The organism is Pseudomonas sp. Irchel 3H7 (genome assembly GCF_900187605.1).
Classification (GTDB): domain Bacteria; phylum Pseudomonadota; class Gammaproteobacteria; order Pseudomonadales; family Pseudomonadaceae; genus Aquipseudomonas.
On the sequence record NZ_FYEA01000008.1, the window covers coordinates 140277 to 166469 of the forward strand.

At 55.6% G+C, this 26193-nt stretch carries 21 protein-coding genes; 19 read left to right on the forward strand and 2 right to left on the reverse strand.

Features of this window, described 5'->3' with window-relative positions; genetic code table 11:
- The first annotated feature begins 63 nt into the window (after positions 1 to 63).
- The 11 genes from CKW38_RS16725 to CKW38_RS16775 all read left to right on the forward strand — a co-directional run bounded on the left by CKW38_RS16725 (position 64) and on the right by CKW38_RS16775 (position 13083).
- Positions 64 to 1374, forward strand: coding sequence for a glycosyltransferase (locus CKW38_RS16725; RefSeq protein WP_095113301.1), 1311 nt, complete (start codon positions 64 to 66; stop codon positions 1372 to 1374).
- Positions 1375 to 1493: 119 nt separating this feature from the next.
- On the forward strand, positions 1494 to 2381 hold the full coding sequence (locus tag CKW38_RS16730; protein ID WP_007914963.1) for a hypothetical protein: 888 nt from the start codon (positions 1494 to 1496) through the stop codon (positions 2379 to 2381).
- Between the two features lie 68 nt (positions 2382 to 2449).
- Positions 2450 to 3355: an AraC family transcriptional regulator gene (locus CKW38_RS16735; RefSeq protein ID WP_007914965.1), complete on the forward strand. Its 906-nt coding sequence runs from the start codon at positions 2450 to 2452 to the stop codon at positions 3353 to 3355.
- 342 nt (positions 3356 to 3697) lie between these two features.
- Positions 3698 to 5008 (forward strand): sugar ABC transporter substrate-binding protein, encoded by a 1311-nt coding sequence (locus CKW38_RS16740; protein WP_007914967.1) that lies wholly within the window; start codon positions 3698 to 3700, stop codon positions 5006 to 5008.
- A 173-nt stretch (positions 5009 to 5181) separates the two neighbouring features.
- Positions 5182 to 6108 carry a carbohydrate ABC transporter permease gene (locus CKW38_RS16745; RefSeq protein ID WP_007914969.1) on the forward strand — a complete coding sequence of 309 codons (927 nt, stop codon included), beginning with the start codon at positions 5182 to 5184 and terminating at the stop codon, positions 6106 to 6108.
- An 8-nt stretch (positions 6109 to 6116) separates the two neighbouring features.
- Positions 6117 to 6947 (forward strand): carbohydrate ABC transporter permease, encoded by an 831-nt coding sequence (locus tag CKW38_RS16750; RefSeq protein WP_095113302.1) that lies wholly within the window; start codon positions 6117 to 6119, stop codon positions 6945 to 6947.
- Positions 6948 to 7082: 135 nt separating this feature from the next.
- On the forward strand, positions 7083 to 8186 hold the full coding sequence (locus CKW38_RS16755; protein WP_095113303.1) for an ABC transporter ATP-binding protein: 1104 nt from the start codon (positions 7083 to 7085) through the stop codon (positions 8184 to 8186).
- A gap of 15 nt (positions 8187 to 8201) precedes the next feature.
- On the forward strand, positions 8202 to 9674 hold the full coding sequence (locus CKW38_RS16760) for a mannitol dehydrogenase family protein (RefSeq protein WP_095113304.1): 1473 nt from the start codon (positions 8202 to 8204) through the stop codon (positions 9672 to 9674).
- A gap of 294 nt (positions 9675 to 9968) precedes the next feature.
- Positions 9969 to 11465 (forward strand): xylulokinase, encoded by a 1497-nt coding sequence (gene xylB / locus CKW38_RS16765; protein WP_095113305.1) that lies wholly within the window; start codon positions 9969 to 9971, stop codon positions 11463 to 11465.
- Between the two features lie 13 nt (positions 11466 to 11478).
- Positions 11479 to 12417 carry a carbohydrate kinase gene (locus CKW38_RS16770; RefSeq protein WP_095113306.1) on the forward strand — a complete coding sequence of 313 codons (939 nt, stop codon included), beginning with the start codon at positions 11479 to 11481 and terminating at the stop codon, positions 12415 to 12417.
- A gap of 45 nt (positions 12418 to 12462) precedes the next feature.
- On the forward strand, positions 12463 to 13083 hold the full coding sequence (locus CKW38_RS16775; protein ID WP_095113307.1) for a hypothetical protein: 621 nt from the start codon (positions 12463 to 12465) through the stop codon (positions 13081 to 13083).
- Between the two features lie 111 nt (positions 13084 to 13194).
- Here CKW38_RS16775 and CKW38_RS16780 read toward each other — a convergent pair whose 3' ends face one another.
- Positions 13195 to 14496 (reverse strand): OprD family porin, encoded by a 1302-nt coding sequence (locus CKW38_RS16780; protein ID WP_007912132.1) that lies wholly within the window; start codon positions 14494 to 14496, stop codon positions 13195 to 13197.
- Between the two features lie 373 nt (positions 14497 to 14869).
- Between CKW38_RS16780 and CKW38_RS16785 the strand changes: the two genes are divergently transcribed.
- The 7 genes from CKW38_RS16785 (at position 14870) to CKW38_RS16815 (ending at position 25032) form a co-directional block, all read left to right on the forward strand.
- Positions 14870 to 16918, forward strand: a complete 2049-nt coding sequence (locus CKW38_RS16785; protein WP_095113308.1) for a type VI secretion system tip protein VgrG — start codon at positions 14870 to 14872, stop codon at positions 16916 to 16918.
- Positions 16909 to 17766, forward strand: coding sequence for a DUF4123 domain-containing protein (locus CKW38_RS16790; protein ID WP_095113309.1), 858 nt, complete (start codon positions 16909 to 16911; stop codon positions 17764 to 17766). The genes CKW38_RS16785 and CKW38_RS16790 overlap by 10 nt, the downstream gene beginning before the upstream one ends.
- Before the next feature lie 28 nt (positions 17767 to 17794).
- Positions 17795 to 21358: a LysM domain-containing protein gene (locus tag CKW38_RS16795; RefSeq protein ID WP_095113310.1), complete on the forward strand. Its 3564-nt coding sequence runs from the start codon at positions 17795 to 17797 to the stop codon at positions 21356 to 21358.
- On the forward strand, positions 21355 to 22341 hold the full coding sequence (locus tag CKW38_RS16800; protein ID WP_256588397.1) for a tetratricopeptide repeat protein: 987 nt from the start codon (positions 21355 to 21357) through the stop codon (positions 22339 to 22341). The genes CKW38_RS16795 and CKW38_RS16800 overlap by 4 nt, the downstream gene beginning before the upstream one ends.
- A gap of 42 nt (positions 22342 to 22383) precedes the next feature.
- Positions 22384 to 23307 carry a hypothetical protein gene (locus tag CKW38_RS30205; protein WP_256588398.1) on the forward strand — a complete coding sequence of 308 codons (924 nt, stop codon included), beginning with the start codon at positions 22384 to 22386 and terminating at the stop codon, positions 23305 to 23307.
- 147 nt (positions 23308 to 23454) lie between these two features.
- Positions 23455 to 24381: a DUF6708 domain-containing protein gene (locus tag CKW38_RS30395; protein WP_256588399.1), complete on the forward strand. Its 927-nt coding sequence runs from the start codon at positions 23455 to 23457 to the stop codon at positions 24379 to 24381.
- A gap of 252 nt (positions 24382 to 24633) precedes the next feature.
- Entirely contained in the window at positions 24634 to 25032 is a 399-nt protein-coding gene (locus tag CKW38_RS16815) for a DUF3304 domain-containing protein (protein ID WP_256588400.1), read from the forward strand.
- Between the two features lie 90 nt (positions 25033 to 25122).
- Here the strand turns inward: CKW38_RS16815 and CKW38_RS16820 are convergent, their stop codons facing one another.
- Entirely contained in the window at positions 25123 to 25419 is a 297-nt protein-coding gene (locus tag CKW38_RS16820; protein ID WP_095113311.1) for a hypothetical protein, read from the reverse strand.
- A gap of 496 nt (positions 25420 to 25915) precedes the next feature.
- Here CKW38_RS16820 and CKW38_RS16830 point away from each other — a divergent pair, with 496 nt between their 5' ends.
- Positions 25916 to 26185 carry a DUF2790 domain-containing protein gene (locus CKW38_RS16830; protein WP_095113312.1) on the forward strand — a complete coding sequence of 90 codons (270 nt, stop codon included), beginning with the start codon at positions 25916 to 25918 and terminating at the stop codon, positions 26183 to 26185.
- The last annotated feature ends 8 nt before the right edge of the window (positions 26186 to 26193 follow it).

Consider the following 26193-nt stretch of genomic DNA (forward strand, 5'->3'; position numbering starts at 1 on the left):
CCTACCCCTGTGGTTTAATTGCGCCCTTTTTTATCCCTCGTTCGCCGTGAAGGAATGTTGTCCATGATTCAACCCGCCCCTACCAAAGTCCTGGTCATCGGATACGTCTGGCCAGAGCCGCGCTCCTCGGCGGCGAGCGGGCACGTCATGCAGATTCTTGAAACATTCCTGCAGCACGGTTGGGACATCACGTTCAGCAGCCCGGCCGGTCCCGGCGAGCACAAGGCGGATCTTGCCGCACTCGGCATTCGTGAGGTGCCGATCGAACTCAACAACAGCAGCTTCGATCAATTCATCAGCGGACTGGCGCCGGACATCGTCTTGTTCGACCAATTCATGATGGAAGAGCAGTTCGGCTGGCGAGTTGAAAAACACTGCCCTCAGGCGCTGCGCGTGCTGGAAACTTCCGACCTGCAAAGTCTGCGGCATGCGCGTCATCAGCGACTCAAGTCTCGCCTGAAGGTCAATCCTGACCAGAATGATTTCAGTGATGTCTTTGCCCCGGCCCTGCGCGACGAGTTCGAATTGATGGCCGAAACCGATCTGGCCAAGCGCGAAATTGCCGCACTGTATCGTTGCGATCTCAATCTGATGATCTCCGAAGTGGAAATCGAATTGTTGATCGAGCAGTTCGGCTTGCCCCGACAATTGCTGCACTGGTGCCCGCTGATGATCGACCCGCCTGCGGTCGAACCTGCAACATTTGCGGCTCGGGCGCACTTTCTGAGTATCGGCAACTTCCGCCACGCACCCAACTGGGATGCCGTGCTGTGGATGAAAACCACGATCTGGCCGCTGATTCGCCAACAGTTGCCCCAGGCACAATTGCACATTTACGGCGCGTATACGCCGCCGAAAGCCACAGCGCTGCATAACGCCCGCGAAGGTTTCCACATCATGAACTGGGCCGAAGATGCATTGCAGGTCATGTCTGCCGCGCGAGTCTGCCTGGCGCCCTTGCGCTTTGGTGCCGGTATCAAGGGCAAACTGGTCGACGCCATGCTTTGCGGTACACCCAGTGTCACCACGCCGATTGGCGCCGAGGCCATGCAGGGCGATCACGCGTGGCCCGGTGCAGTCACCAGCAGCGCAGTGGAGTTCGCCAACAGTGCCGTGGCGCTTTACAACGACGAGTCGCGCTGGCAGGACGCTCGTCTGGCGGGATACACGCTGTTGAATGAACGCTACCCACAACCAGTACATGGTCCGGCATTGATTGAAAAACTGCGTTATTGCCAACGGAACTTAGAACACCTCAGATCCAACAACTTCATTGGCAGCATGCTCCGTCATCACTCGCACAAAAGCACCCAGTACATGGCGCAATGGATCGAAGCGAAAAACCGACACACACAACAAACACCGGACATGTAAGTAACGCCTTTTACACGACTTGCATTAAAAGCAAACTTGGCCGAACACCCGGCACCCGTTATAAACATCCTGCGCGCGCAATTCCGACAACTTTCGTTTTCAATTGCAGGATGTACAACATGAACAATCTTGATAATTTCCAACCTTATCAATGGATGGCGGATTCGCCGCAAATCGACAACTTGTCGCTTTTCGAACTTAGTTTGCCGGGTGCCCATAACGCTGGCTGCGACTGGGAAGCGGGTTATGCACTGATACCCGGTAAAAACTGGCTCGCCTGCCAGGATGTCTCCTTTTATTCACAATTGAATCGCGGTGTTCGAGCACTCGACGCCCGCCTGACTTACGACAACAAAGCGCAAGGACTGGCAAAGTTCCGCTTCCACCACAACGGCTACCTTTCTTCCCGTACGCTTGAAGATCTTGTACGCGACGTCAAAGCTTTTTATGAAAGGAACATCAATGAATTCATCATTCTGGACTTTCATGAATTGGGTAGTGGCAAGGACGCATTCGATCATTCGGAGTTTCAAGCGTTGATACTGCAACACTTGGGCGACCGAATGATCCCGACCCGGAATCTGCACCTGACGCTTGGCCAGCTCAAAGCGATCAGCCCGTTGCAGCGCATCATGGTGGCAGCACCCATGACCTGGGAAACCGAGGACTACCGTATCTATGGAAGAATCCAGCACAAGTGGATCGGAAAGCAGCTTGTCAGTTCTCTCGATCTGCAGGGTTACATCAAAGAAGTATTGAGCACTGCCAACAGCACACTTCGCCCGTGGTCGCTGTCAGCAACCAGTTTTTCGATTGGCGGCCCTCAGCGAATTCTGGATGATCTCGACCACTGGTTTGACCCAGCCAGATCGGATTGGGCCAAAAAGTGCAACATCATCAATTTCGACTTTATTAAAAACTCGAACATTGTACGTTTCTGCCAGATGGCCAATCTGGAAAAAGCCATCGAGAAGTCCAGAGGCAGCGTCCGCGAGCAGACCGCTTGAGTGAAGCTGGCGCAAGTCCCGAGAAACGAGGCATGATCGGCAGGCGATAACAAAAAAAGTAGCTCGCCATGACTCGAACCGCCCGCGTGACCGACCCTTCATACGAGTTGATGGATGACCACAACGGGTTGTCCATCATCTACCGCCAGCACGGTTTTCCGTGCCCGCTGGTGCGCTGGCATTTCCACAAGGAATATGAACTGCACCTGATTGTCGCCAGCTCGGGCAAGGTGTTTATCGGTGACTACATTGGCAACTTCTATCCCGAAACCCTGTTCCTCACTGGCCCCAATTTGCCGCACAACTGGATCAGCCAGGTGGCCGAGGACGAGGTCGTTGAAAAGCGCGACATGCTGGTCAACTTCACCGACGAGTTGTTCGAGAGTGGCCACCAGGTGTTTGCCGAACTGAAGACCCTGGCGCCCCTGCTGGAACGTGCGCAGTACGGCATCGAGTTTCGCTGCAAACGTACCATCCGCCAGGCCATGACGCTGATGCAGCGCATCGCCGACAGCAAGGGCATCACCCGCCTCGGGCACTTCTTTATCCTGATGGAATTGCTCGCGGCCAGCGATGATTTCCAGCTGTTGTCCGGCGCCACCACCCCGCAACTGGCCGATGAGCACAATATCGATCGTACCAACCGGGCCGTCGACTATATTTTCAGCCACTACGCCCGCGATATCTCGCTGGAGGAAGTCGCCGCGCATCTGGGCATGACGCCGACCTATTTCAGCCGAGTGTTCAAACAGGCCACCGGGCGCAATTTCATCGAGTTCGTCAATCGCTTGCGTATCAGCAAGTCCTGCGAGCTGCTGGCCGATGGCGACAAACCGGTGACCGAGGTGTGTTTCGAATCGGGGTTCAACAACATTTCCAACTTCAATCGGCGCTTTCAGCAGCTCAAGGGCATGACGCCGTCGCACTATCGGCGGCTTGCGGTGCAGCGCCTGACTGAACAAAACCATCTCTGACAACGCAACTCCCCTGTAGGAGTGAGCCTGCTCGCGATAGCGGTGTGACAGCGTGCAGATATGTTGGCTGACACTCCGCTATCGCGAGCGGGCTCACTCCTACAAGTTGCGATGCCACTCCGGAAACCTGTACGCATCCGACAGCACCTCTGCGCTGAAAAGCCCTTCCCTGCATTCGCCCCACAAAAGCCCAGTGCAAAAAAGTATCGATCAAAGTGTTAGGGATGATTTGTCAGCCCTGCGATTGAAGGCTGTAATCAGCGCACATTCTTCCTGCACAGGAAGACACAAAAACAATAACTGTCCTTCTGTAACCCTACGGGTGCAGAAAAGGAGTGCACGATGCAACCGACTGCAAAAGCTCTGCTTGCCCTCACCTGCATGACCCTCAGCAGCGTCAGCCTTGGCGCCCAGACCCTGACCATCGCCACCGTCAACAACAGCGACATGATCCGCATGCAAAAACTCTCGAAAACCTTCGAGACCGAGCATCCGGACATCAAGCTCAATTGGGTCGTGCTCGAAGAAAACGTCCTGCGCCAACGCCTGACCACCGACATCGCCACTCAGGGCGGCCAGTTCGACGTGTTGACCATCGGCATGTACGAAGCCGCACTGTGGGGCGCCAAAGGCTGGCTGGAACCGATGAAGGATCTGCCGGCCAGTTACGCCCTCGACGATGTGTTCCCATCGGTGCGTGAAGGCCTGTCAGTCAAGGGTTCGCTGTACGCCCTGCCGTTCTACGCGGAAAGTTCGATCACCTATTACCGCACCGACCTGTTCAAGGATGCCGGCCTGACCATGCCCGAGCGTCCGACCTGGGAGCAGATCGCTGGTTTCGCCGAAAAACTCACCCACAAAGACAAAGAGCAGTACGGCATCTGCCTGCGCGGCAAGGCCGGTTGGGGCGAGAACATGGCGCTGATCACGACGGTTGCCAACGCCTACGGCGCGCGCTGGTTCGATGAGCAGTGGAAACCGGAATTCAGCGGGCCGGAGTGGAAAAACGCGCTGAATTTCTACGTCGACACCATGAAGAAATCCGGCCCGCCGGGCGCCTCCAGCAACGGTTTCAACGAAAACCTTGCGCTGTTCAACAGCGGCAAATGCGCGATCTGGGTCGATGCCAGCGTCGCCGGCTCGTTCGTCACCGACAAGACCCAGAGCAAGGTTGCTGATCACGTCGGCTTCACTTTCGCCCCGCATCAAGTGACCGACAAAGGCTCGGCCTGGTTGTATTCATGGGCGCTGGCAATCCCGACCAGTTCCAAAGCCAAAGACGCCGCCAAAGAATTCAGCGCTTGGGCGACGTCAAAAGAGTACGGCGAACTGGTCGCCAAGACTGACGGCATCGCCAACGTACCGCCCGGCACCCGCGCCTCGACCTACAGCGATGCCTACATGAGCGCCGCGCCGTTTGCCAAGGTCACGCTGGAATCGCTGAAAGCGGCTGATCCGAGCAAGCCAACGCTGAAACCGGTGCCGTACATCGGTATTCAACTGGTGACCATTCCTGAGTTCCAGGCGGTGGGCACCCAGGTCGGCAAGCTGTTCTCGGCGGCGCTGATCGGCCAGACCACGGTGGATCAAGCCCTGACTGCCGCGCAGCAAACCACTGAACGCGAGATGAAGCGCGCCGGTTATCCCAAGTAACCGCCTCTAAACCTGTGGGAGCTGGCTTGCCAGCGATGAGGCCGGCACATTCGACATTGCTGTCGGCTGACCTATTGCTATCGCTGGCAAGCCAGCTCCCACAGGGGCCGCGCCGATGTCAGGAATGTTGTCTTTCCTGAACATGTTTCTGCACCCAATTGGTTGTGATCACCATGAATACTTCAACTGCCAAAGCCCACATCGACCTGTCGCAGCCTGCGCGCAAAGTCCGCGTACGCAATCCCGGCTGGTTTCTGGTCAGCCCTTCGGTGGCGCTGTTGCTGCTGTGGATGATCGTGCCGCTGGGCATGACCATCTACTTCTCGATGATCCGCTACAACCTGCTCTACCCCGGTGAAAACCAGTTCGTCGGGTTGGAGAACTTCACATACTTCCTGACGGATTCGGGTTTCATGCCCGGTGCGACCAACACCTTGCTGCTGGTCGGCAGCGTGTTGTTGATCAGCGTGGTGCTCGGCGTACTCATCAGTGCGTTGCTTGAAGCGAGTGAGTTCCTCGGTCGCGGCATCGTGCGGGTCATGCTGATCTCGCCGTTCTTCATCATGCCCACGGTCGGTGCGCTGATCTGGAAGAACCTGATTTTCCATCCGGTCTCGGGGATCCTCGCTTACCTCTGGAAGTTGTTCGGCGCGCAACCGGTGGACTGGCTCGCCCACTACCCGCTGCTGTCGATCATCATCATTGTTTCGTGGCAATGGCTGCCCTTCGCGATCCTGATCCTAATGACCGCCATGCAGTCCCTCGACCAGGAACAGAAAGAGGCCGCGCGTCTCGACGGCGCCGGGCCGATCGCAATCTTCTGGCACCTGACCCTGCCGCATCTGGCACGGCCGATTGCCGTGGTGGTGATGATCGAAACGATCTTCCTGCTGTCGGTGTTCGCCGAGATTTTCACCACCACCAACGGTGGCCCCGGCTACGCCTCGACCAACCTCGCCTACCTGATCTACAACCAGGCGCTGGTGCAGTTCGACGTCGGCATGGCCTCGGCGGGCGGTTTGATTGCCGTGGTCATCGCCAACATCGCCGCGATCATTCTGGTGCGGATGATCGGCAAAAACCTGACTGACAAAGCCTGAGGCCTGCCATGACTCATCAACAATCCCGCCGGCTGCAAAGCCTGCTGCTCGGCACCCTGGCCTGGGCCATCGCGATCGTGATTTTCTTCCCGATCTTCTGGATGGTGATGACCAGTTTCAAAACCGAAATCGACGCGTTCGCCACGCCGCCGCAGTTCATCTTCACGCCGACGCTGGAGAACTACCTGCACATCAATGAGCGCAGCGATTACTTCAGTTTCGCCTGGAACTCGGTGGTGATTTCCTTCAGTGCCACGGCCCTGTGCCTGTTGATCGCGGTGCCGGCAGCGTACTCGATGGCCTTCTACGAAACCCAGCGCACCAAAGGCACGTTGCTGTGGATGCTCTCGACCAAAATGCTGCCGCCGGTGGGCGTGCTGATGCCGATCTACCTGCTGGCGAAGAGTTTCGGCCTGCTCGATACGCGCATCGCGCTGATCGTGATCTACACGCTGATCAACCTGCCGATCGTGGTCTGGATGGTTTACACCTACTTCAAGGACATCCCCAAAGACATCCTCGAAGCCGCCCGTCTCGACGGCGCCACGCTGTGGCAGGAAATGGTCCGCGTGCTGTTGCCGATTGCCAAGGGCGGCCTTGCCTCGACCGTGCTGCTGTCGCTGATTCTGTGCTGGAACGAGGCGTTCTGGTCGCTGAACCTGACCTCGTCGAAAGCCGCGCCACTGACCGCGTTGATCGCCTCGTATTCGAGCCCGGAAGGCTTGTTCTGGGCCAAGTTGTCGGCGGTCTCGACCCTGGCGTGTGCGCCGATTCTGATCTTCGGCTGGATCAGCCAGAAACAACTGGTGCGCGGCCTCTCGTTCGGCGCCGTGAAATGAAGATTGAAAAGCAAAAGATCGCAGCCTTCGGCAGCTCCTACATGGAATGTCGTATCGGCATAAATCTCCTGTAGGAGCTGCCACAGGCTGCGATCTTTTGATCTTAAAAAAACAACAATGTGGAGGCCCATCCTCATGGCCAACCTGAAAATCAAGAATCTGCAAAAAGGCTTCGAAGGTTTCTCCATCATCAAAGGCATTGACCTGGAAGTGAACGACAAGGAATTCGTGGTCTTCGTCGGCCCGTCGGGCTGCGGCAAATCCACCCTGCTGCGGCTGATCGCGGGTCTGGAAGAAGTCAGCTACGGCACCATCGAACTCGATGGTCGCGACATCACCGAAGTCAGCCCGGCCAAGCGCGATCTGGCGATGGTGTTCCAGACCTACGCGCTGTACCCGCACATGACCGTGAAAAAGAACATGTCCTTCGCCCTCGATCTGGCCGGCGTACCGAAAGCCGAAGTCGAGAAGAAGGTCGGCGAAGCGGCGCGCATTCTCGAACTCGGGCCGATGCTTGAGCGCAAGCCGAAACAGCTCTCCGGCGGCCAGCGCCAGCGTGTTGCGATCGGCCGCGCCATTGTGCGCAATCCGAAAATCTTCCTGTTCGATGAACCGCTGTCCAACCTCGACGCCGCGCTGCGCGTGCAGATGCGTCTGGAACTGCTGCGCCTGCACAAAGACCTGCAAGCGACGATGATCTACGTGACCCACGATCAGGTCGAAGCGATGACCATGGCCGACAAAGTCGTGGTGCTCAATGGCGGCAAGATCGAACAGGTCGGCTCGCCGCTGGACCTGTATCACAACCCGGCAAATCTCTTCGTTGCCGGGTTCCTCGGCACGCCGAAAATGGGCTTCCTCAAAGGCAAGATCGCCCGCGTCGACGGCCAGAGCTGCGAAGTCTCGCTGGACGCCGGCACGCGCATCACCCTGCCCTTCAATGCTGCCAACCTCAGTGTCGGCAGCGCCGTGACCCTCGGCATTCGCCCGGAACACCTGGAACTGGCGCAACCCGGTGATTGCAGCCTGCAAGTCACCGCCGACGTCAGCGAACGTCTGGGCAGCGACACTTTCTGCCACGTCACCACCAACGCCGGCGAAGCCCTGACCATGCGCGTGCGCGGTGATCTGGCCAGCCGTTACGGCGAACAACTGAGCCTGCACCTCGACCCGGCGCACTGCCATTTATTCGATGCCGAAGGTATCGCGTTGACCCGTCCGCTGCGCGCTGCGGCCTGATTTCGAGAACTCCCGATGAAACTCAACCAACAGAACCTCCATCGTCTGGCCGCCGAAGTGCAACTGCCGGCCTACAACCTTAGCGACACGCGCCAAGGCATCGCCCACATTGGCGTCGGCGGCTTTCACCGCGCGCATCAGGCGTATTACACCGATGCCTTGATGAACACCGGCGAAGCCCTCGACTGGGCCATTTGTGGCGTCGGCCTGCGCGCCGAAGACCGCCGTGCTCGCGATGACCTCAAGGAGCAGGATTACCTGTTCACCCTGTTCGAACTCGGTGACAGCGACGACACCGAAGTCCGCGTGATCGGCGCGATTCGCGACATGCTACTGGCCGAGGACGGCGCTCAGGCGTTGATCGACAAACTCGCCGACCCACAGATTCGCATCGTCTCGCTGACCATCACCGAGGGCGGTTACTGCATCGACGACAGCAACGGCGAGTTCATGGCGCACCTGCCGCAAATTCAGCATGATCTGGCCCACCCAGAGGACCCGAAAACCGTGTTCGGTTTCTTGTGTGCGGCCCTGGAAAAACGTCGGGCGGCGGGCATTCCGGCGTTTACCGTGATGTCCTGCGATAACCTGCCGCACAACGGCGCCGTGACGCGCAAGGCGCTGCTGGCGTTTGCCACCCTGCGTAACAGCAATCTGTGCAGCTGGATCGACGCCAACGTCAGTTTCCCCAACGCCATGGTCGACCGCATCACGCCAATGACCAGCACCGCGCATCGCCTGCAACTGGCGGACAAACACGGCGTCGACGATGCCTGGCCGGTGGTCTGCGAGCCGTTCGTGCAGTGGGTGCTGGAAGACAAATTCGGCAACGGTCGCCCGGCCTGGGAGAAGGTCGGCGTGCAGTTCACCGACGATGTTTCGCCGTATGAAGAGATGAAGATCAAACTGCTCAATGGCAGCCACCTCGCGCTGACGTATCTGGGCTTTTTGAAGGGTTACCGGTTTGTGCACGAAACCATGAATGACCCGCTGTTCGTGCGTTATATGCGCGCCTACATGGATCTGGACGTGACCCCGCAACTGGCGCCGGTGCCAGGTATTGATCTGACGGATTACAAAAACACATTGGTGGCGCGGTTTTCCAATCAGGCGATTGCCGATCAGCTTGAGCGGGTGTGCTCGGACGGCTCGTCGAAGTTTCCCAAGTTCACCATTCCTACCATCAACCGGTTGATTGCCGATGGGCAGGAGACCAAGCGTGCGGCGTTGGTGGTGGCGGCGTGGGCGTTGTATTTGAAGGGTGTGGATGAGAATGGTGATACCTATTCAATCCCGGATCCGCGCGCGGCGTTTTGTCAGGCGTTGGTGGCGGACGATGCTTTAATTACGCAGCGGTTGTTGGCGGTCGAGGAGATTTTCGGCACGGTGATTCCGCGTTCGGCGGAGTTTGTCGCGGCGTTTGAGTGGTGCTGCAACAGCTTGCGCGAAGAAGGTGTGACGCGGACTTTGCAGCGGATTCTGGATTGAAAAGCCCCTCACCCTAGCCCTCTCCCCGAGGGAGAGGGCTAGGGTGACCGAGTGGTTTGTGCAAGTTACATCGACCTGAACGTCCGGAGTCGAACTCAGGTATTGAACAGCACCTGATTGAGAGAACCGCAGTCGAACTCAGGTTTTGAACAGCCCCGGTTTGAGAGAACCGGAGTCGAACTCAGGTTTTGAACAGCCCCCCGATCAGCTCCCTTCCCCCCTCGCCCCTTTGGGGGAGAGGGTTGGGGTGAGGGGGTAAGCTCTTGATCTTCACCACACCCGAGTGGTTCACACATGACAACACAACAACTGTTCCTAGGCATCGACTGCGGCACACAAGGCACCAAAGCCATCATCCTTGACGCCGCCAGCGGTCAAGTCATCGGCCAGGGCGCCGCCGCCCACACAATGATCAGCGGCGCCAACGGCCGCCGCGAACAAGACACCCAGCAATGGCTCGAAGCCTTCGCCCTCGCCACTCGCCGCGCATTGTTGGCGGCGAATGTCGATGGCCTGTCGATCCTCGGCATCGGCGTCTCCGGCCAGCAGCACGGTCTGGTCCTGCTCGATGATCAAGGTGAAGTGCTGCGCCCCGCCAAGCTCTGGTGCGACACCGAAACCAGCGCCGAAAACGACCGTCTGCTGGTGCATCTAGGCGGTGAAAAAGGCTCGCTGGAACGCCTCGGTGTGGTCATCGCACCGGGCTACACGGTGTCGAAACTGCTCTGGACCAAAGAACAACACCCCGTGGTCTTTTCGCGCATCGCACGCATTCTGCTGCCCCACGACTACCTGAATTTCTGGCTCACCGGTCGCGCCTGCAGCGAATACGGCGATGCCTCGGGCACTGGCTATTTCAACGTGCGCACCCGCCAATGGGACTTGCAACTGCTGCGCGACATCGACGCCAGCGGACGCCTGCAAGCCGCACTGCCTGAGCTGATAGACGCGCATCAATCTGTCGGCACCATCCTCCCGGCGATCGCCGAACACCTCGGCATCAACCCCAATGCGTTGGTATCGAGCGGCGGCGGCGACAACATGATGGGCGCCATCGGCACCGGCAATATTCAGCCCGGCGCGATCACCATGAGCCTCGGCTCTTCCGGCACGGTTTACGCCTATTCCGAAGTACCAAAAGTCAGCCCGGACGCTTCGGTCGCGACGTTCTGCTCTTCCAGCGGCGGTTGGCTGCCGCTGATCTGCACCATGAACCTGACCAACGCCACCGGCGCAATTCGCGAGTTGTTCGACCTCGATCTGCAGCAGTTCAACGACCTCGTCGCCCAAGCGCCCATCGGCGCCGACGGCGTGAGCATGCTGCCGTTCCTCAACGGCGAGCGCGTTCCCGCCCTGCCCCACGCCACCGGCAGCCTGCACGGCTTGACGCTGGATAACCTGACCCAGGCCAACCTGTGCCGCGCCGCTGTCGAAGGCACCACCTTCGGTTTGCGTTACGGGCTGGATTTGCTCCGCCACAATGGTTTACAAAGCCGCAGCATTTGCCTGATCGGCGGCGGCTCGAAAAGCGCGGTGTGGCGGCAGATCGTCGCCGACATCATGAACACCCCGGTGATCTGCACCGAACAAAGCGAAGCCGCGGCCCTCGGCGCAGCGATTCAAGCGGCGTGGTGCAAATCCTGGTCGAATGGCCACGAAGACAGCCTCGCCGACCTGTGCCAGCGCTGCGTGAAACTCGATTCAAGCAGCGAAACCCTGCCGATTGCCGCCAACGTTGCGGCGTTTCAGCAGGCCTATGAACGCTATCAACAGCATGTCGCAACCCTATAAAGAGCAAACAATTATGTATTTGGTGTGTGGCGAAGCCCTGTTTGATTTTTTCAGTGAAGACGACGCCAGCGGTCTGGCCTCGAAAGTCAATTTCAAGGCGATTGCCGGCGGCTCGCCGTTCAACGTCGCCGTCGGTTTGCGCCGTCTGGGCGTGGACTCGGCCTTGTTCGGCGGGCTGTCCACTGACTACCTCGGCCGCCGCTTGCAGCAAGTGCTGCAGGATGAAGGTGTGTGCCCGGACTATCTGGTGGACTTCGCCGCGCCGACCACGCTGGCCATGGTCGCCGTTGGTGCCAATGGCTCGCCGCACTACAGCTTTCGCGGTGAAGGCTGCGCGGACCGGCAGTTGAGTCTGGTGCATCTGCCGGCGCTGGGTCCTGAGGTGCGCGGCTTGCACATTGGCTCGTTCTCGCTGGTGGTGCAGCCGATTGGCGACACCTTGCTGACGCTGGTACAGCGCGAGAGCGGCAAACGCCTGATCACCCTCGACCCGAACGTACGCCTCAATCCCGAGCCAAACATCGACCTGTGGCGTGAGCGCATCGCGACGCTGGTGCCACTGGCCGATCTGATCAAGGTCAGCGACGAAGACTTGAGCCTGCTCTACCCCGAACAGGATCCGCAACGCGTGATCGAAGGCTGGCTCGAACACCGCTGTCAGATTGTCTTCCTCACCCGTGGCGGCGACGGCGCCAGTGTGTTCAGCCGCCAGCATGGCAACTGGTCGGTGCCGGCGGCCTCGGTGAAAATCGCCGACACCGTTGGCGCGGGTGACACCTTCCAGGCCGCGCTGATCACCTGGCTGACCGAGCACGGTCTGGATTCGGTCGAAGGCGTGCAGCAACTCGCCCGCGAGCAGATCGACGCCATGCTCAAGTTCGCCGTACAAGCCGCCGCGCTGACCTGCAGCAAGACCGGCCCGGATCTGCCCTATCGTCACCAATTGAGTTGAACGCGTAGACTGTCGGCCTTTTTGCGCACGACGGGATAACGGCTTTTGAATTACAGGCAGACGCTTGGACTACTGACACTGGCAACGCTACTGAGCGGGTGCGGCACCTCGCCGCCCCGTTCGCCGGAAGATATCTGCGAGATTTTCCGCGAGAAAAGCGACTGGTACGACGCGGCGCAAGTCACGCAAAAACGCTGGGGCGTGCCGATTCAGGTGCCCTTCGCGATCATGTATCAGGAATCCGGCTACCGCTACGACGCCAAGACTCCGCGCAAATACTTGCTCTGGGTGATCCCGTGGGGCCGTGTGTCCACCGCATCGGGCTATGCGCAAGCCAAAGATGAAGTCTGGGCCGACTACCAGAAAAGCACCGGTCGCAGCGGAGCCGATCGCGAAGACTTCGACGACGCCATCGACTTTGTCGGCTGGTACATGGACAAGACCTATTCGATCAACGGCGTCTACAAGTACGACGCCTATAACCAGTACCTCAACTACCACGAAGGCTGGGGCGGGTTTCGCAACAAGACTTACGCGAGCAAAGCCTGGCTGATGCCGACGGCGCGCAAAGTGCAGACTCGTTCGGATGTTTATGCGCGGCAATATGCCGGGTGCAAAGAGGATTTGAACCGGGGGTTCTGGAGCCGGTTCTGGCATTGGTTGTAACAGCTTCGGGATCCCGTGTAGGAGCTGCCGAAGGCTGCGATCTTTTGATCTTGTTTTTAACGATCAACGTCAAAAGATCGCAGCCTGCGGCAGCTCCTACAGTGGGGGCCCTTACAGGACGGAGAAGCTATAACTCACAATCAACCGGGTCTCATCCACATCCCGGGCAAACTTCTCATAATTGGTGCGATACGTAGCATTCCTCAAACGCAGACTCACATCCTTGAACGTGCCCGTCTGAATCACATACTTCAACTCGCTGTCGCGTTCCCACTCCTTGCCTTCCTGATCACTGCCCAACACCTTGATGTGGTCACCGTTCACATAACGGGTCAGGAAGCTCAAACCATTAATGCCAATGGCCTTGAAGTCATAGTCATAACGCAACTGCCACGAACGTTCCTGCGCGGCGGCGAAGTCGTTGACCTGCACGTAGTTGACCAGATACGGATTGCTGCCATCGAGGTACGGCATCGAGTTGTCGCCGTTCATACGCTGCCAACCGGCGCTGAACGTATGGCCGCTGTGCGCATACGACAACATGCCGCTCAACGCACGGTTATCAATGGAACCGGCCTTGGCATCACCGCTGTCGGCACTCTTCAGCACCCGCAGATCTGCTTTAAGTACACCGCCAGCTAACGGTTGATTACCCAACAGCCCGACAAAGTGCTGACGATAGATGTCTTCCAGTTCGGCGTAGTGATACTGCGCGGTCAGGCGATCGTTGATCTTGTAGTCGAAGCCGTACATGTCGAAATGATCGGCGGTGGTGTTGCACGCGTAGCGCTTGTTCTTGCAGTGCACGCGGATGTCTTGCGAATCGGTGGAATCACGCGCGGTGTACTTGTCCAGACGCGCGGCCATGAAGGTCAGGTCTTTCAGCTCTTTAGAAGTGAGCATGGCGCCATTGAACATGGTCGGCAGCAAACGGCCGTCGTTGTATTTCAGCAACGGCAGATCCGGCAGTAGCGCGCCGTACTTCAGCACGGTGTCCGAGACTTTGACCTTGGCGGTCAGGCCCATTTTCGCGTACTGGCCTTTCGAGCCGCGCGGATCGTTGCCACTGGAAGGCAGCAAGCCGCTGTTGCTGCGGTTCGGGCTGGAATCGAGTTGAAAGCCAAGCATGCCCAGCGCATCGATACCAAAACCCACCGTACCTTCGGTGTAGCCCGATTGCAGGTTGAGAATAAAGCCCTGTGCCGACTCTTCACGCTTGGAGGCGCCCTGAGCGTTCGAGGTGCTCCCATCACGGAAATCGCGGTTGAAGTACACCGTGCGCGATTCGATTTTCGCCGTGGTGTCTTCAAAGAATCCGCTGGCCTGAACCTGTGCGGTAAAACCTGCGCACAGCACAAAGGCTCCGAAGCCAAACGACTGGCGCGGGGTGATGAGGGGAAATGGGGGACGCATGAAAAACTCCAACAATGCAGCGTTTGCGCAAGCGCGCAACAAGCCAGAAAAATAGCTCCCGTCCCGGGTCAGATTGACCGGGAGAAAGTGAACACGCAGGGGTGAACGGCAATGATGGCAGATGGCTTTGACGTGCTACAGGCGACTTTAGTCTGAATCTGACTGAGGATTCTTCAACCCGGGATCGTGGGAAAAGTTGCCGGCGATCAACGCCAATTCGCACTAAACACCCGTTTTCATTGGGCCAAACACCCCATCTAAGGGTTTTCCCTATACCGCAAACCTGCCAGACCTACGGCTTTTGTGCCTTGAACGAGGCTGCTTAATCCTCCATCATCCGTCACCTGCTTATTCAACGGACGGAATTCAAGGCATGCTGGACGCCAACGCAACCCACATCACCCTCACGCTTGAAGGCGCCAACGCCGACCTGCAAGTCCTCAGCTTCACCGGTCGCGAAGCCCTCAACCAACCGTTCCGTTTCGACCTCGAACTCGTCAGCGCCCGCCCCGACCTCAAACTCGAAGAGCTGTTGCACAAGCCCGGCGTCCTGACCTTCGGCCCGACCGGCGAAGGCAAGATCCACGGTCTGGTTTATCGCATCGAGCAAGGCGACTCCGGCAAGACCCTGACCCGTTACAGCCTCAGCCTGGTGCCACAACTGGCCTACCTGCGGCACAACCACGATCAGCAGATCTTCCAGCAACTGACCGTGCCGAAGATCATCGCTCAGGTGCTGGAAGATCGCGGCATCCTCGCCGACGCCTACAGTTTCCAGCTCGGCGCCGAATACCCGCAACGCGAATACTGCGTGCAGTACGACGAATCCGACCTGCACTTCATCCAGCGCCTGTGCGAAGAAGAAGGCATTCACTTCCACTTCCAGCACAGCAGCAGCGGCCACAAACTGGTGTTCGGCGACGACCAGACCGTGTTCCGCAAACTGAAACCGGTGAGCTACCAGCAAGACTCCGGCATGGCCGCCGACAAACCGGTGATCAAACGCTTCAACCTGCGCCTGGAAACCCGCACCACCCGCGTCAGCCGCCGCGACTACGACTTCGAAAAACCAAAGATCCTCCCCGAAGGCGCGGTCAAAACCGAGTTCGCCCCGGACCTTGAGGACTACGACTACCCCGGCCGCTTCACTACTCGAGAGCGCGGCAAGTTCCTCTCCACCCGCGCCCTCGAACGCCATCGCAGCGACTACAAACTCGCCGAAGGCAAAGGTGACGAACCAACCCTCACCAGCGGCCATTTCCTCACCCTCGCCGAACACCCGCGCGCCGAGTGGAACGATCTGTGGCTGCTGCTGGAGGTCTTCCACGAAGGCAAACAACCGCAAGTACTCGGCGAAAACGTCACCAGCGACGTCACCGACCACAAAAGCGATTTCCACCAGGGCTACCGCAACAGCTTCCTCGCCACCCCGTGGGACGCGCACTACCGCCCTGCCCTTGAACACCCGAAACCGAAAGTCCTCGGCAGCCAGACCGCGGTCGTCACCGGCCCCGCAGGCGAAGAAATCCACTGCGACCAGTACGGCCGCATCAAAGTGCAATTCCACTGGGACCGCGACGGTCAGGGCGACGACAAAACCACCTGCTGGATGCGCGTCGCCAGCGGCTGGGCCGGCGCAGCGTACGGCGGCATCGCCATCCCGCGCATCGGCATGGAAGTCCTCGTCACCTTCCTCGAAGGCGATCCCGACCAGCCGCTGGTCACCGGTTGCCTGTACCACAAGGAAAACGTCGTCCCCTACGACCTGCCGGCCAACAAAACCCGCAGCACGTTCAAAACCCTGAGTTCACCGGGCGGCAAGGGCTACAACGAATTCCGCATCGAGGACAAGAAAGGTGTAGAGCAGATCTACATCCATGCCCAGCGCGACTGGGACGAAAACATCGAGCACGACCAGAAGATTCGTGTGGGTAACGAGCGGCATGACACCGTTGAAGCCAATACGCTGAGCGAGTTCAAGGTTGAAGAGCATCGGATTACGCACCTGGATCGAATCAGCGAGATGCGTGCGGATGATCACCTGACCGTGGGTGTGACGCAGCATTTGAAGGTGGGGACTGCGCAGTTTGTTGAGGCCGGGTCAGAAATCCATTACTACGCCGGCCAGAAGGTTGTGGTCGAAGGCGCCATGGAACTCACGGCCAAGGCTGGTGGGAGTTTCGTCAAGGTTGATGCGGGTGGCGTGACCATCAGCGGCGCGGAGGTGAAGATCAATACCGGCGGCTCGCCGGGGGTCGGGACGCCTGCGGCACCATTGCTGCCGGGACCGATGAAAGTAGCGGATGCGGACAAGGCTGGTAAAGCACCACTCCCCGCCCGTCTGAATGAGTCTGGCATCACACCGTTGTGCGGAAAACAGAGTAACGGCGCTTGCAGCCGTAAGGATTGCACATGCATGTAAAAGCGCTGAGCGCTCTGCTCGCAGAGCCTCGCTACAACTTTTCTGACCTGCCGGCCGCGAGCGAGTCGCTCTGTTTCATCATCGACCAGGGACTCCAGCCAGAAGCATTGAGTCAACTCTACCGAGTAGGCGAACCGGTGGTTTCCCAAGGGCTGTTTTTCGGCACTGACTTCGCAGAGATTCCTGATGGCCCGTTGTGGCTGGTGGCTCCTCGGGGCAGCAAAGTGGCAAACGTAGCGGCAAAACTTTGTGAGGAACGCTTTTCGGGAATAGCGATCTCAACACCTGATCCTGAACAAGCATTGGCTCATGCGCGCTGGTTGCTCAGAGCCAATGACGGTTCCGGTGGGCAGAGCTTGTTGAGCTTTCACAAACCGAGTCTGTGGGCAGCGCTGACTTATACAGCTGGGAAAACCTTCGACCAGTTGCTGGGTTGCTGGAACGCCATCTACTGCCCTGCGCCGATACATTTCGGTCAGCAGCGCGGTCCATGGTTGGCCTGGAAAGCCAACGAGGAATCGACGTGGCTTGGTGACAAAGAGGCGTTCAACCTTCCCGAGGCAGCCGCGCAAGTTCAAGCGCGCCTGGGATGGGTTTATTGGATTGATGAGGAATACGCAGCGTTTGAAGAACCAGACGATGAGCGCCTGAACGATATCGCTGACAACCTCGACCTGCTGCTCAAAAGCAATATTTATGACGGTGATCACCTGCTCAAGCTTGGCCACGCCGTGAACGGCCCGCTATTCGAAACACAGCCTGAGATCATGGCGATCCTGCAATCTAAGGACGAGTCGTTTATCAAAGTAGATCGGCTCCTGGAATCAGCCGCCGTCGCCCAACGTTAGGGCGACGCGACAACAGAACGGAATCACCATGGAAATCACGAATCACGCCGTCATGCCCGGCGAAACCCTGGGCCAGATCGCTTCGCGCTACAACAGCACCGTGGCGCAACTTCGCCAGCTCAACCCCTTCATCACCAATCCGGACAACGTCAAAGTCGGCTGGAACCTGAGCGTCCCCAAAAGCGCTCAAGCGGCCGCCACGCCTACCGCTCAGCCGCCCGCCGCGTCGCAAGCGCCTGCGCAGGCAGCCCCGGAAGCGCCCACTCAGTGCTCCGCTGAGGATCTGGTTGAACTGGATCCGGTCAAGGACGCTCCTGATCAGAGTTCAAAGACCTTCAAACCCCACGCACCTCCGTGTTCTAAAAAGTTTGCCAGCGCGATTTATGCCACTGAGGAGCAAGAGTTCTGGCTGCTCCCTGAGCGGGCAAAGTCTGCCATCAAAGAATCGATGTTCGCGCTGGATAAAATGATTGCCCCCAGCAAACCACGTGATGCACGCCTGAACGGGCTGCAGGAATCTGGTTTGCTGGAATACTTCCTTGAGCCCAAGTTGAGCAACTTCCTCACGGGCGAGAAGCGTACGCGGATGGAAGAGTTTGAAGCGATGGGGGATGAGATCGAAATCGATCCAGCCACCGCCAAAAAGAGGCAAAACGAAGCTAACGGAAACAAACCGGCAGCGGCTCCTGCACAGTCTCCTCAAGAGGACACCGCGCAATCGCGCATGGACCGTCTAACGGCAGACCTGGCTACTGACCAGGACGTCCACAAAGCCTATGCCGATTTTTACAAGCGGAGGGCTGAGTGGCATGCGCTGAAAAAAGAAGCGGTAGCGGCTGCGAAGCTGGAAGGCTACACCTACGAAAGTGGCTCGCTCTATTCCAAAGAGGCGATTGAGGCGCGCGCACGGGTGCAGGCTTATCTGGAGGCTCGCAAGAAACTTCTCGGCAACAAAGACTTCAAGCAGGTCCCGCTGGAAGACGTTGCGAAAGCCCTGGCGGAAAAGAAAAAAAGCTACGAAAACATCTGCAGCGGCATGAATGACTGCACCGCCGATCTGGTCGGGTATGTCTTGACGCTCTACAAAAACGCCGATGCGCTTGATTACCATGCTTACACTGAATCCATTATCAAAGCGTCTGAGTACGGCATCGCACTTCCAGAATTCGCTTTGATCAGTGACGGCCTTCCTTCCGGCATCGAGCAGTTCAAACTGTATCTGGATACCGAGAAAGAGCAGGCGGAAGTTACAGCGCAGCTTCAAGAGAAATACAAACGCTGGATCGAGGCAACAGGCCAGAATGCCCAAGCGCCGGCGGGCTTGGTTGATGTGGAGCGGACCAAATGGGATAGCCTGCAAAAGACCAAAGACGACCTTCAAGCAAAAGCCCAAAGCAATGTCAGCAACAGCAAGCCTGCGCGTTATCTGATTTGGGACCCGGAAGAGTTCCAGCCAAAACCGGTCGACCGCATGGTGAAACCGGGCTTTCCGCTGCGTGAAGTCAGTCTCTCAGATGCCAAGGGTACGCCCCTGGGCTGGTTCAGCATGGCGAACCTGAAAGACGCAAAAAAGATCATGAAAGAGGATTTCGAAAAAGCAGCCGGCGCGATAAAAAAGGTAGGTAAAAGTTTGCCTGCGGACGCTACCGAAGGCTCCGATAAAAACAGCGAAATCAACTCGTTCCGCCAATGGCTTCTAGATCAGGGCGCCATAAAGTTCAGCGATCAGGTCGGCGACTGTTTCGATGAAAAAGGCTGGTTCAAAGCCAAAGACTTTTATGCTTACTTGAAAAAGCAAGGCTATGAGGTAACTGAACTGGAAGACGACGCGACCCTGACCAACTGGGGCGAACACCTTCAGCAACTGGTGTTCAAGAAAAGTGTGCGCGGCAAAGTAAGACTTTTTGATGCCAGCCCTCAGGCGCAATTGGTCCGTTGCCTGACACCTCCACAGCCAAACATTCACGGCGAAGTAAAGCTCGAAGGCCCGAAAATGTCTGCCGCCGAGGGCTTCAAGATATCCGGCGAAATGGGCTTAAGCCTGGACCTGGCCCGTGGCGAAGTTCAGTTGATGAAAGTCGACATGCCTGCCAAAGCCAGTGCTCAAGAAATAACGCTTGATTACTTCCTGGACGGCAGCCCGCAAAAAATGAATTTCGGCCGCTTCTCCTTCCACTTTGGTGTGAAGGCATGGGGCTACGCCGGAGCATCGTTGCTGCTGGCCGGCAGCGTCGAGTTGAGCCCGATCTTCGGCAACGTCAAGTACGGGGCGTCACTGAGCCCGGTAAAACGCGCACAGCGTGAAGATGCTTCGGCAAAAGAAGAACGCTCCGATCACGCCGCCGCCAAGCAAGCCAAGGCCGACAGCGGTGACGACAGCCCTACTCCCGATCTTGAACACAAGTCGAAATCCGGCACCTACGCCGATTCCAAGAGCACAGAGCAACTGCGAGGCGGCCGCTTCGCCAAAGTGCAAGTCGAAAACGGCGCAAAAGCCAGCTTCAACGTGTTTGGAGGCTTGCAAGCCGCGATTGAACTCACCGGAGTAATGAACTGGGCACCGCCCAAAGAACTCGTCGCCCTGCGCACCGCGCCAACGATGGGCGTTGGCAGCGCTAAAGACGCGAAAAGCGCGAATCCATGGCTGACACTGGCCAAGCTGAGCGGCTCCGTTGGAGTCGCGTTAGGTGCGGGCTTTCAGGGAACGGCGCAGGTGTCTCTGGATAAGGGGCGGTTTATTCTGAACCTGAAGGCCGCGGTAGTGCTGGGTCCTGGTGCTAACGGTAGCTTTAAGTTTGAAGTTGGCTATGAGGCAGTAGTTGACCTCATCAACTTGTACCGCAAGGAACTGCACAAAGCGAAAGGCAGAAAGGTAGAGTGGATGGAACCTGAAGCAGGTAAGTTCGCATCCGCGCTGAACGCATTAGGAGCAGCTGGGCTTAGTGTGGAAATGTCTTATCTTATGGGTTGGAGTTTAGTCATGGACTTATATGACGCAATGACCAACGGAGGAAAAGGCGGCCCAATCGCTCACGCGATTATTGAGTACCAAAATCCCGACGAGTTAAAAAAATGGATTGTTGAGGCCACCCCTGCAGCGTTAGGGCCGATCTTGATGACACTAATGTCTAATCCGGAAGAATTCTCCATAGCGACAACGAAGCAAACTAGCCTAAGCACCCCAAAAGACGGTAAGAAAAAATACACCAGAGATACTGCATATTTAGCACAACAAACAGCCATTGAAATAATAATAACTCACATCACTACCAACGCCAAAGAGCAAGGAAGTCTACTAGAAGCTCAAAAACAATTTCAGCTAGCCTGCGCATGCATGAATAAGTTCGGAGTGGAACCGGTTGACCTCGGTCAAAAATATTGTGAAAACCGTTACGTGCTGGACAATTTCATGAGCGAACCGGTGCTTACAGCAACCGAGCCATTCGGAAACACAACAAGGGCTCGTTACAAGAAAAACGCTTCACTATTAGGTGAACCGTTTGATGGCTCCTGTAAAATTGTCATGAATGAAAACAGCTACATACCAAAGCCCTCTGTGAAATTCTCAGCTCCAGCGAGAAAATTAAATTGAAAAACATAAAATTATTCGCAACTACCTTCTGCGTCTGCTTTGTTTTACTCTGCAACACCGCGAACGCGACTCTCACAAAACAGCAAGAAGAAGCAAAGAAAAAAGGCATTGAGCTTTACAATCAATACAAAGCAATATCCGCAATCGAGTTTTTAAAGATTGCTGCCGAGGGTGGAGATGATGAAGCACTCTACTACTTAGGTGAATCAATAAGAAAAAACAACAGATACATGACTCAGGAAGCACAAAAAGCTTACGAGGAGTCAGCAAAAAAAGGCAATATTTATTCTATGATCCGGCTCGGAGGAGCGGACCAAGACTTGTGCGTAACCATGAAGAATTGTTCCCCCTCTGAGCAATCGCCTGAAGGCTGGATGAATGAAGCTAAAAAGCTTGCAACTGATCAGGCATCTCATGGAAATGCTGAGTCTATGTACTTGTTATGGGAAATAACAGGGAACGATGAATGGTTAGAAAAATCTGCAGAAAAAGCTTTCGCTTTGGCGCAATTTCGTTTGGCGACTAAATATCAAGAAGGTGGCGGAGTATTCCTACTGCCCTCCAGAAGATCAGATGAAATCGAAAAGTGGATGAAAGCGTCTGCAGAGAATGGCTATCCTCCAGCTATGATGGGATTTGCCGCTGCCAGGCTTGAAAAAGCCGACTTTTCATCGTTTAGAACTTGGAATGAAAAAGCTGCAGATTCAGGCTACGTATCAGCGGTTTTTGGTTATGCTTCTTATATAGGCGAAGTTGAACCAAAATACGGATTCACCTCAGACCCAGTGACGTCATATGCGCTACTATCAAATCTACTAGAGCTTGATGGTGGTGGAAACGTAATAAACAATGTTAACGATGTTTTGCCAGAAGTGGAAAAAAAACTGTCAAAAGAGCAGATAGGGAAAGCAAAAGAACTCGCAAAAACGTGGAAGGCCAACCATCCGCCTCTCTCGTTCTTCCCTGACAAGCTAGGATATTAACGCCAGTGAGGCTATTCAGGCAAATGACATCAAGGAAATAGCATGGATATAAAAAAGCTTATCGCCCAGGCAGCGTCGAAGTACGGCAACACGTCGAACGTCGTATTGAAAGCCAGCGAGAGCACCGGACAACCTCCATGCGAACTATTCATCACCGATGAACATACAGAGAATTACTTAACCTTACAGATGGCAGGAGATGCAGATAGAGGAGGTATAACAGGTATAGCGGCAGGCGTAGGATCTCTCGCAAGTATTGCATTGGCATTTATGATAATAATAAAAGGCCGCAGGGATCTTGTAGGCCTTTGTATTTTCCTTGCCGCGGCCATGTTCCTTATTCCGTTTTATTTTGAAACGCGAAAACCACTGCCTTTACCTGTATTATTTAATCGTAGAACAAAAGAAGTTTATTTTGATCAAAATGGTGATTTGTATCATACGCCATGGGACAACATTCAAGCTATCGCGTGTGAATTTCAAATGACAAGCATTTATACGGGCGGTATAAATAACGCTTCTCTCGAAATACTAGTAAAACGTCTAGGCGACCCTGACAATGCCCTTATGGTTAGTTTGGGTTCCCCAATGGGCAAGACACTTGATATGCAAAAAGGGTTTTGGGAATACATTCGCAGCTACATGAATAATGGCCCAGGGTTTGATGAAAATGGCAACCACGCAGAATCCGATGAATTCATAAAGAAAACGCTTTCGAGCAATATTAGATCGTCAGACTTTTGGGGGTACTGGAAAAAAACGATCACAGATAAAAAAGTCAAATCCGGACACTCTAACTACTTAGCTGCATCTGACGTTTTTATGTTTATTGGACATTTAATTTTTTTCCAACCAATGCTATACAAGACTTCACATACAATTATGTACAGAGAAAAACACGAAACTTATGGCCAGAAAAAGTTACAGAACGCTTACATCAAGACGGCCCCACACTTAGACTCATAGACTTAGAACGCGAGCGCGGTTTTTCTGTTTGACTTATGATCACGAAACCGAAAGGTAATAGCTTACTACTCCTTACTTGAAGGCACGCACTACCGCCCATCGAAGTCAAGGAAATGGTATGGCTTTAAGAACGGCAATGAAAAAATCATGGCGAAATATGGTGATGCTCCTACCGCAGTTCTTAGTGACGACGAGTCTACGGGAGAGCAACCACTTGAGCTTTTTATAACTGATGAACACACAGAACACTATCTTTCACTAAAAATTGGCAGTGATCGAAATCGCGGCTTGCTTAGTGGGCTTCTCGGGGGAATTCCAGCTCTAATCGCACTCATCATTGGCGTTTGGATGGCTTTACTGGGCAAGTGGGACGGAGTGGGCTGGATGTTACTTTTCGGGATACCGTTGTTCATTGTTCCAATCATCATCGAAACAAGACGCTCTTTACCGCTTCCCATAATTTTCAACCGACGAACACAGGAAGTCTATTTCGACAACGAAGGAGAGCTCTATCATACTCCTTGGAAGGGAATAGAGGCTGTAGCTTGCGAGTTCGACATGGTTGGCCTTTATTCTGGGAGCATCCGGAACGCCTCGCTTGAAGTATTAATGAAGCGCTTGGGAGAACCTGAAAACGAAATTATGGTCAGCATTGGTACGCCGGCGGGAAAGTCTTTAGAAATGCAGAAAGGATTCTGGGAATACATTCGCTCTTATATGAACAACGGCCCATGGTTCGACCACACTGGAGCTCATAGCGAATCGGATGACTTTGTAAAAAGCCAGTTAGACCTAAACTTAAAACAATCTGAATACTTAGGCGCATGGAGAAAAATCATTCGTGAAAAAAAAGAAGCAGGAGATGGAAGCAATTACTTAACTGGCACTGATTTTTTAATGCTACTAAACAATATACTCTTCTATCCATCAAACAAGATTCAAGACTTTGTTTATGAAAGAGCAAAGCGTCGTTCGCGAAACCGTTGGCCCACTGTCGTGACTGAGCGACTGGAAGCGGATGGTCCAACGACAAGATTAATTGATTTAGAGCGCGAGCGTGGTCTCACTGTTTGATTAAATGTTGGAGATTCCCAGCTTGGTAGCGGCATGTGCAGCCTCCTCATAAGCTTACTGAATCCAAGTTAAAGCAACCCTCTTGATTCTAATCCAGGAAAAATTGAAGTGTGACTTATCGGTTCGCGATCGGTGAAGTCCTCTCCAGGCATAAAGCCGGAATGTAACCTCTTACCTTGGAATTTTAGTCATTTGATAGATATTGCTGCGGACGCACGTCGAAAACGAACATGGCGAAGAAGGCGAATAGCCTTGGCTGTACTGGCTTTGCTGCTTAGCTACGCCACCCCAAAAATCATTGATCTATTTCGTACGCCCGGCGCCATGCTGACGTCAGAAAACTATACAGATCGTCCAATTTTGAACTTTTGGATAAATGACTTTTGGGGAGGCAACCTGTTCGCAATGGGTGGCGGAGGGGTTATGTGCTGCCAACGAATTGAAGGAGAAACCGTTCGTGTTTCTTGGATTCTCAGTAGGACTGGCGAACAGTTTCGGCAAGGCGTCCAGAAGGAGAACCATGAGGTAATTTTACCGCTACCTCGCCGAAAACGTGGTGATGTGTATTTGCACGTGCGCTTTTTACCCAAAAATATTGTTGAGTTGAAATGGAGTCCAGACTTGGTCAGCCCGTTTGCTCCTGCTCCTTAGGCAGAGCCTCTTCTCTAACTAGCTGTTGTAAACATCAATCACGGGCAGAAAATGCCTCTGCCCGTGAGTGCTAGACAATTCAAACAGAGATCAAACCGGCGCCTTCCAACTCAACATCTGCTGCTGCGCGACCTGCAGCAAATCATTGCCATCCTGCGTCAGCAGGTACAGCGCATGGGTGATGTGTGGAATGTCTTGCACGTCGGCGTGTTTGAAGCACAGGCAATGCAAGGTCTCGAGCAGGTCGGCGGCGGCGCGGATGCGCTGGACGGCGGCTTCGAGGATGTCTTTCGGGTTGGCTTGGGTGTCGAAGAGCAGCGTCGGGGTTTCGGTGACGTTGCTGCTGAGGGGGAGATAGCGGTTTTGAAGCGGTTTAATTATTGGCATTTTGATTACTCAACTGTATTAGAGGGTAACCGCCATAGCCGTGACCAAACGGTGGGAGGCGGCCGTGTACAGGCTTGGTCAACCGAGAACAGTTCAAAACTCAGCTCGCCCGAAGGCGTCCTGCACACAGCCGCCACTGCAATGCACTCCACGGATTAGGTAATCCGAGCGGTGCAAATGATGGCACATATGCAATGAACTTTTCTCAGGTGACCAAACCCGAACCACTGATTTTGCAGCGGCAACCGACAATAACCGCCCTGCTCCAACCGCCGAAAGCAGACAAGGCACCAGCCTTTGTAGGAATTCGCCAAACCTTCCAAAGAAAACCGCCGCACTCCCTGACAGCCGGCGTTCAGCTCGGTTAACCATCCCTTAACGCCGTGGTCAAAAACTCTACTGAACCGCACGTCCTCAGCCATTCTGGTTGTTGCCCAGTGCGGCAGGTTCGGCTGAATCACGCCGAACGCTAGAACCGCCACTCGGGAGTCCTTTCATGAACATTCGTCCTTTATTGCTCACCGCCGCCCTCGCCTGCACCGCTTTTGCCGGGCTGGCCCAGGCTAATGACACCTCTGCCACGTCCAAAGCCGTGCCGTACGAGTACGGCATGCCGCTGCATGTGGCCAAAGTGGTGTCGTTGACCGAGCCGCCAACGCAACTGTGCAAAGTGGTCACGGCCGACATGAAGTACATCGACAATGCCGGTAATCCTGAGGAAATCAGCTATCGGAAATTGTCTGACGCGTGCAACTTCCAGAACTGACAGAAACG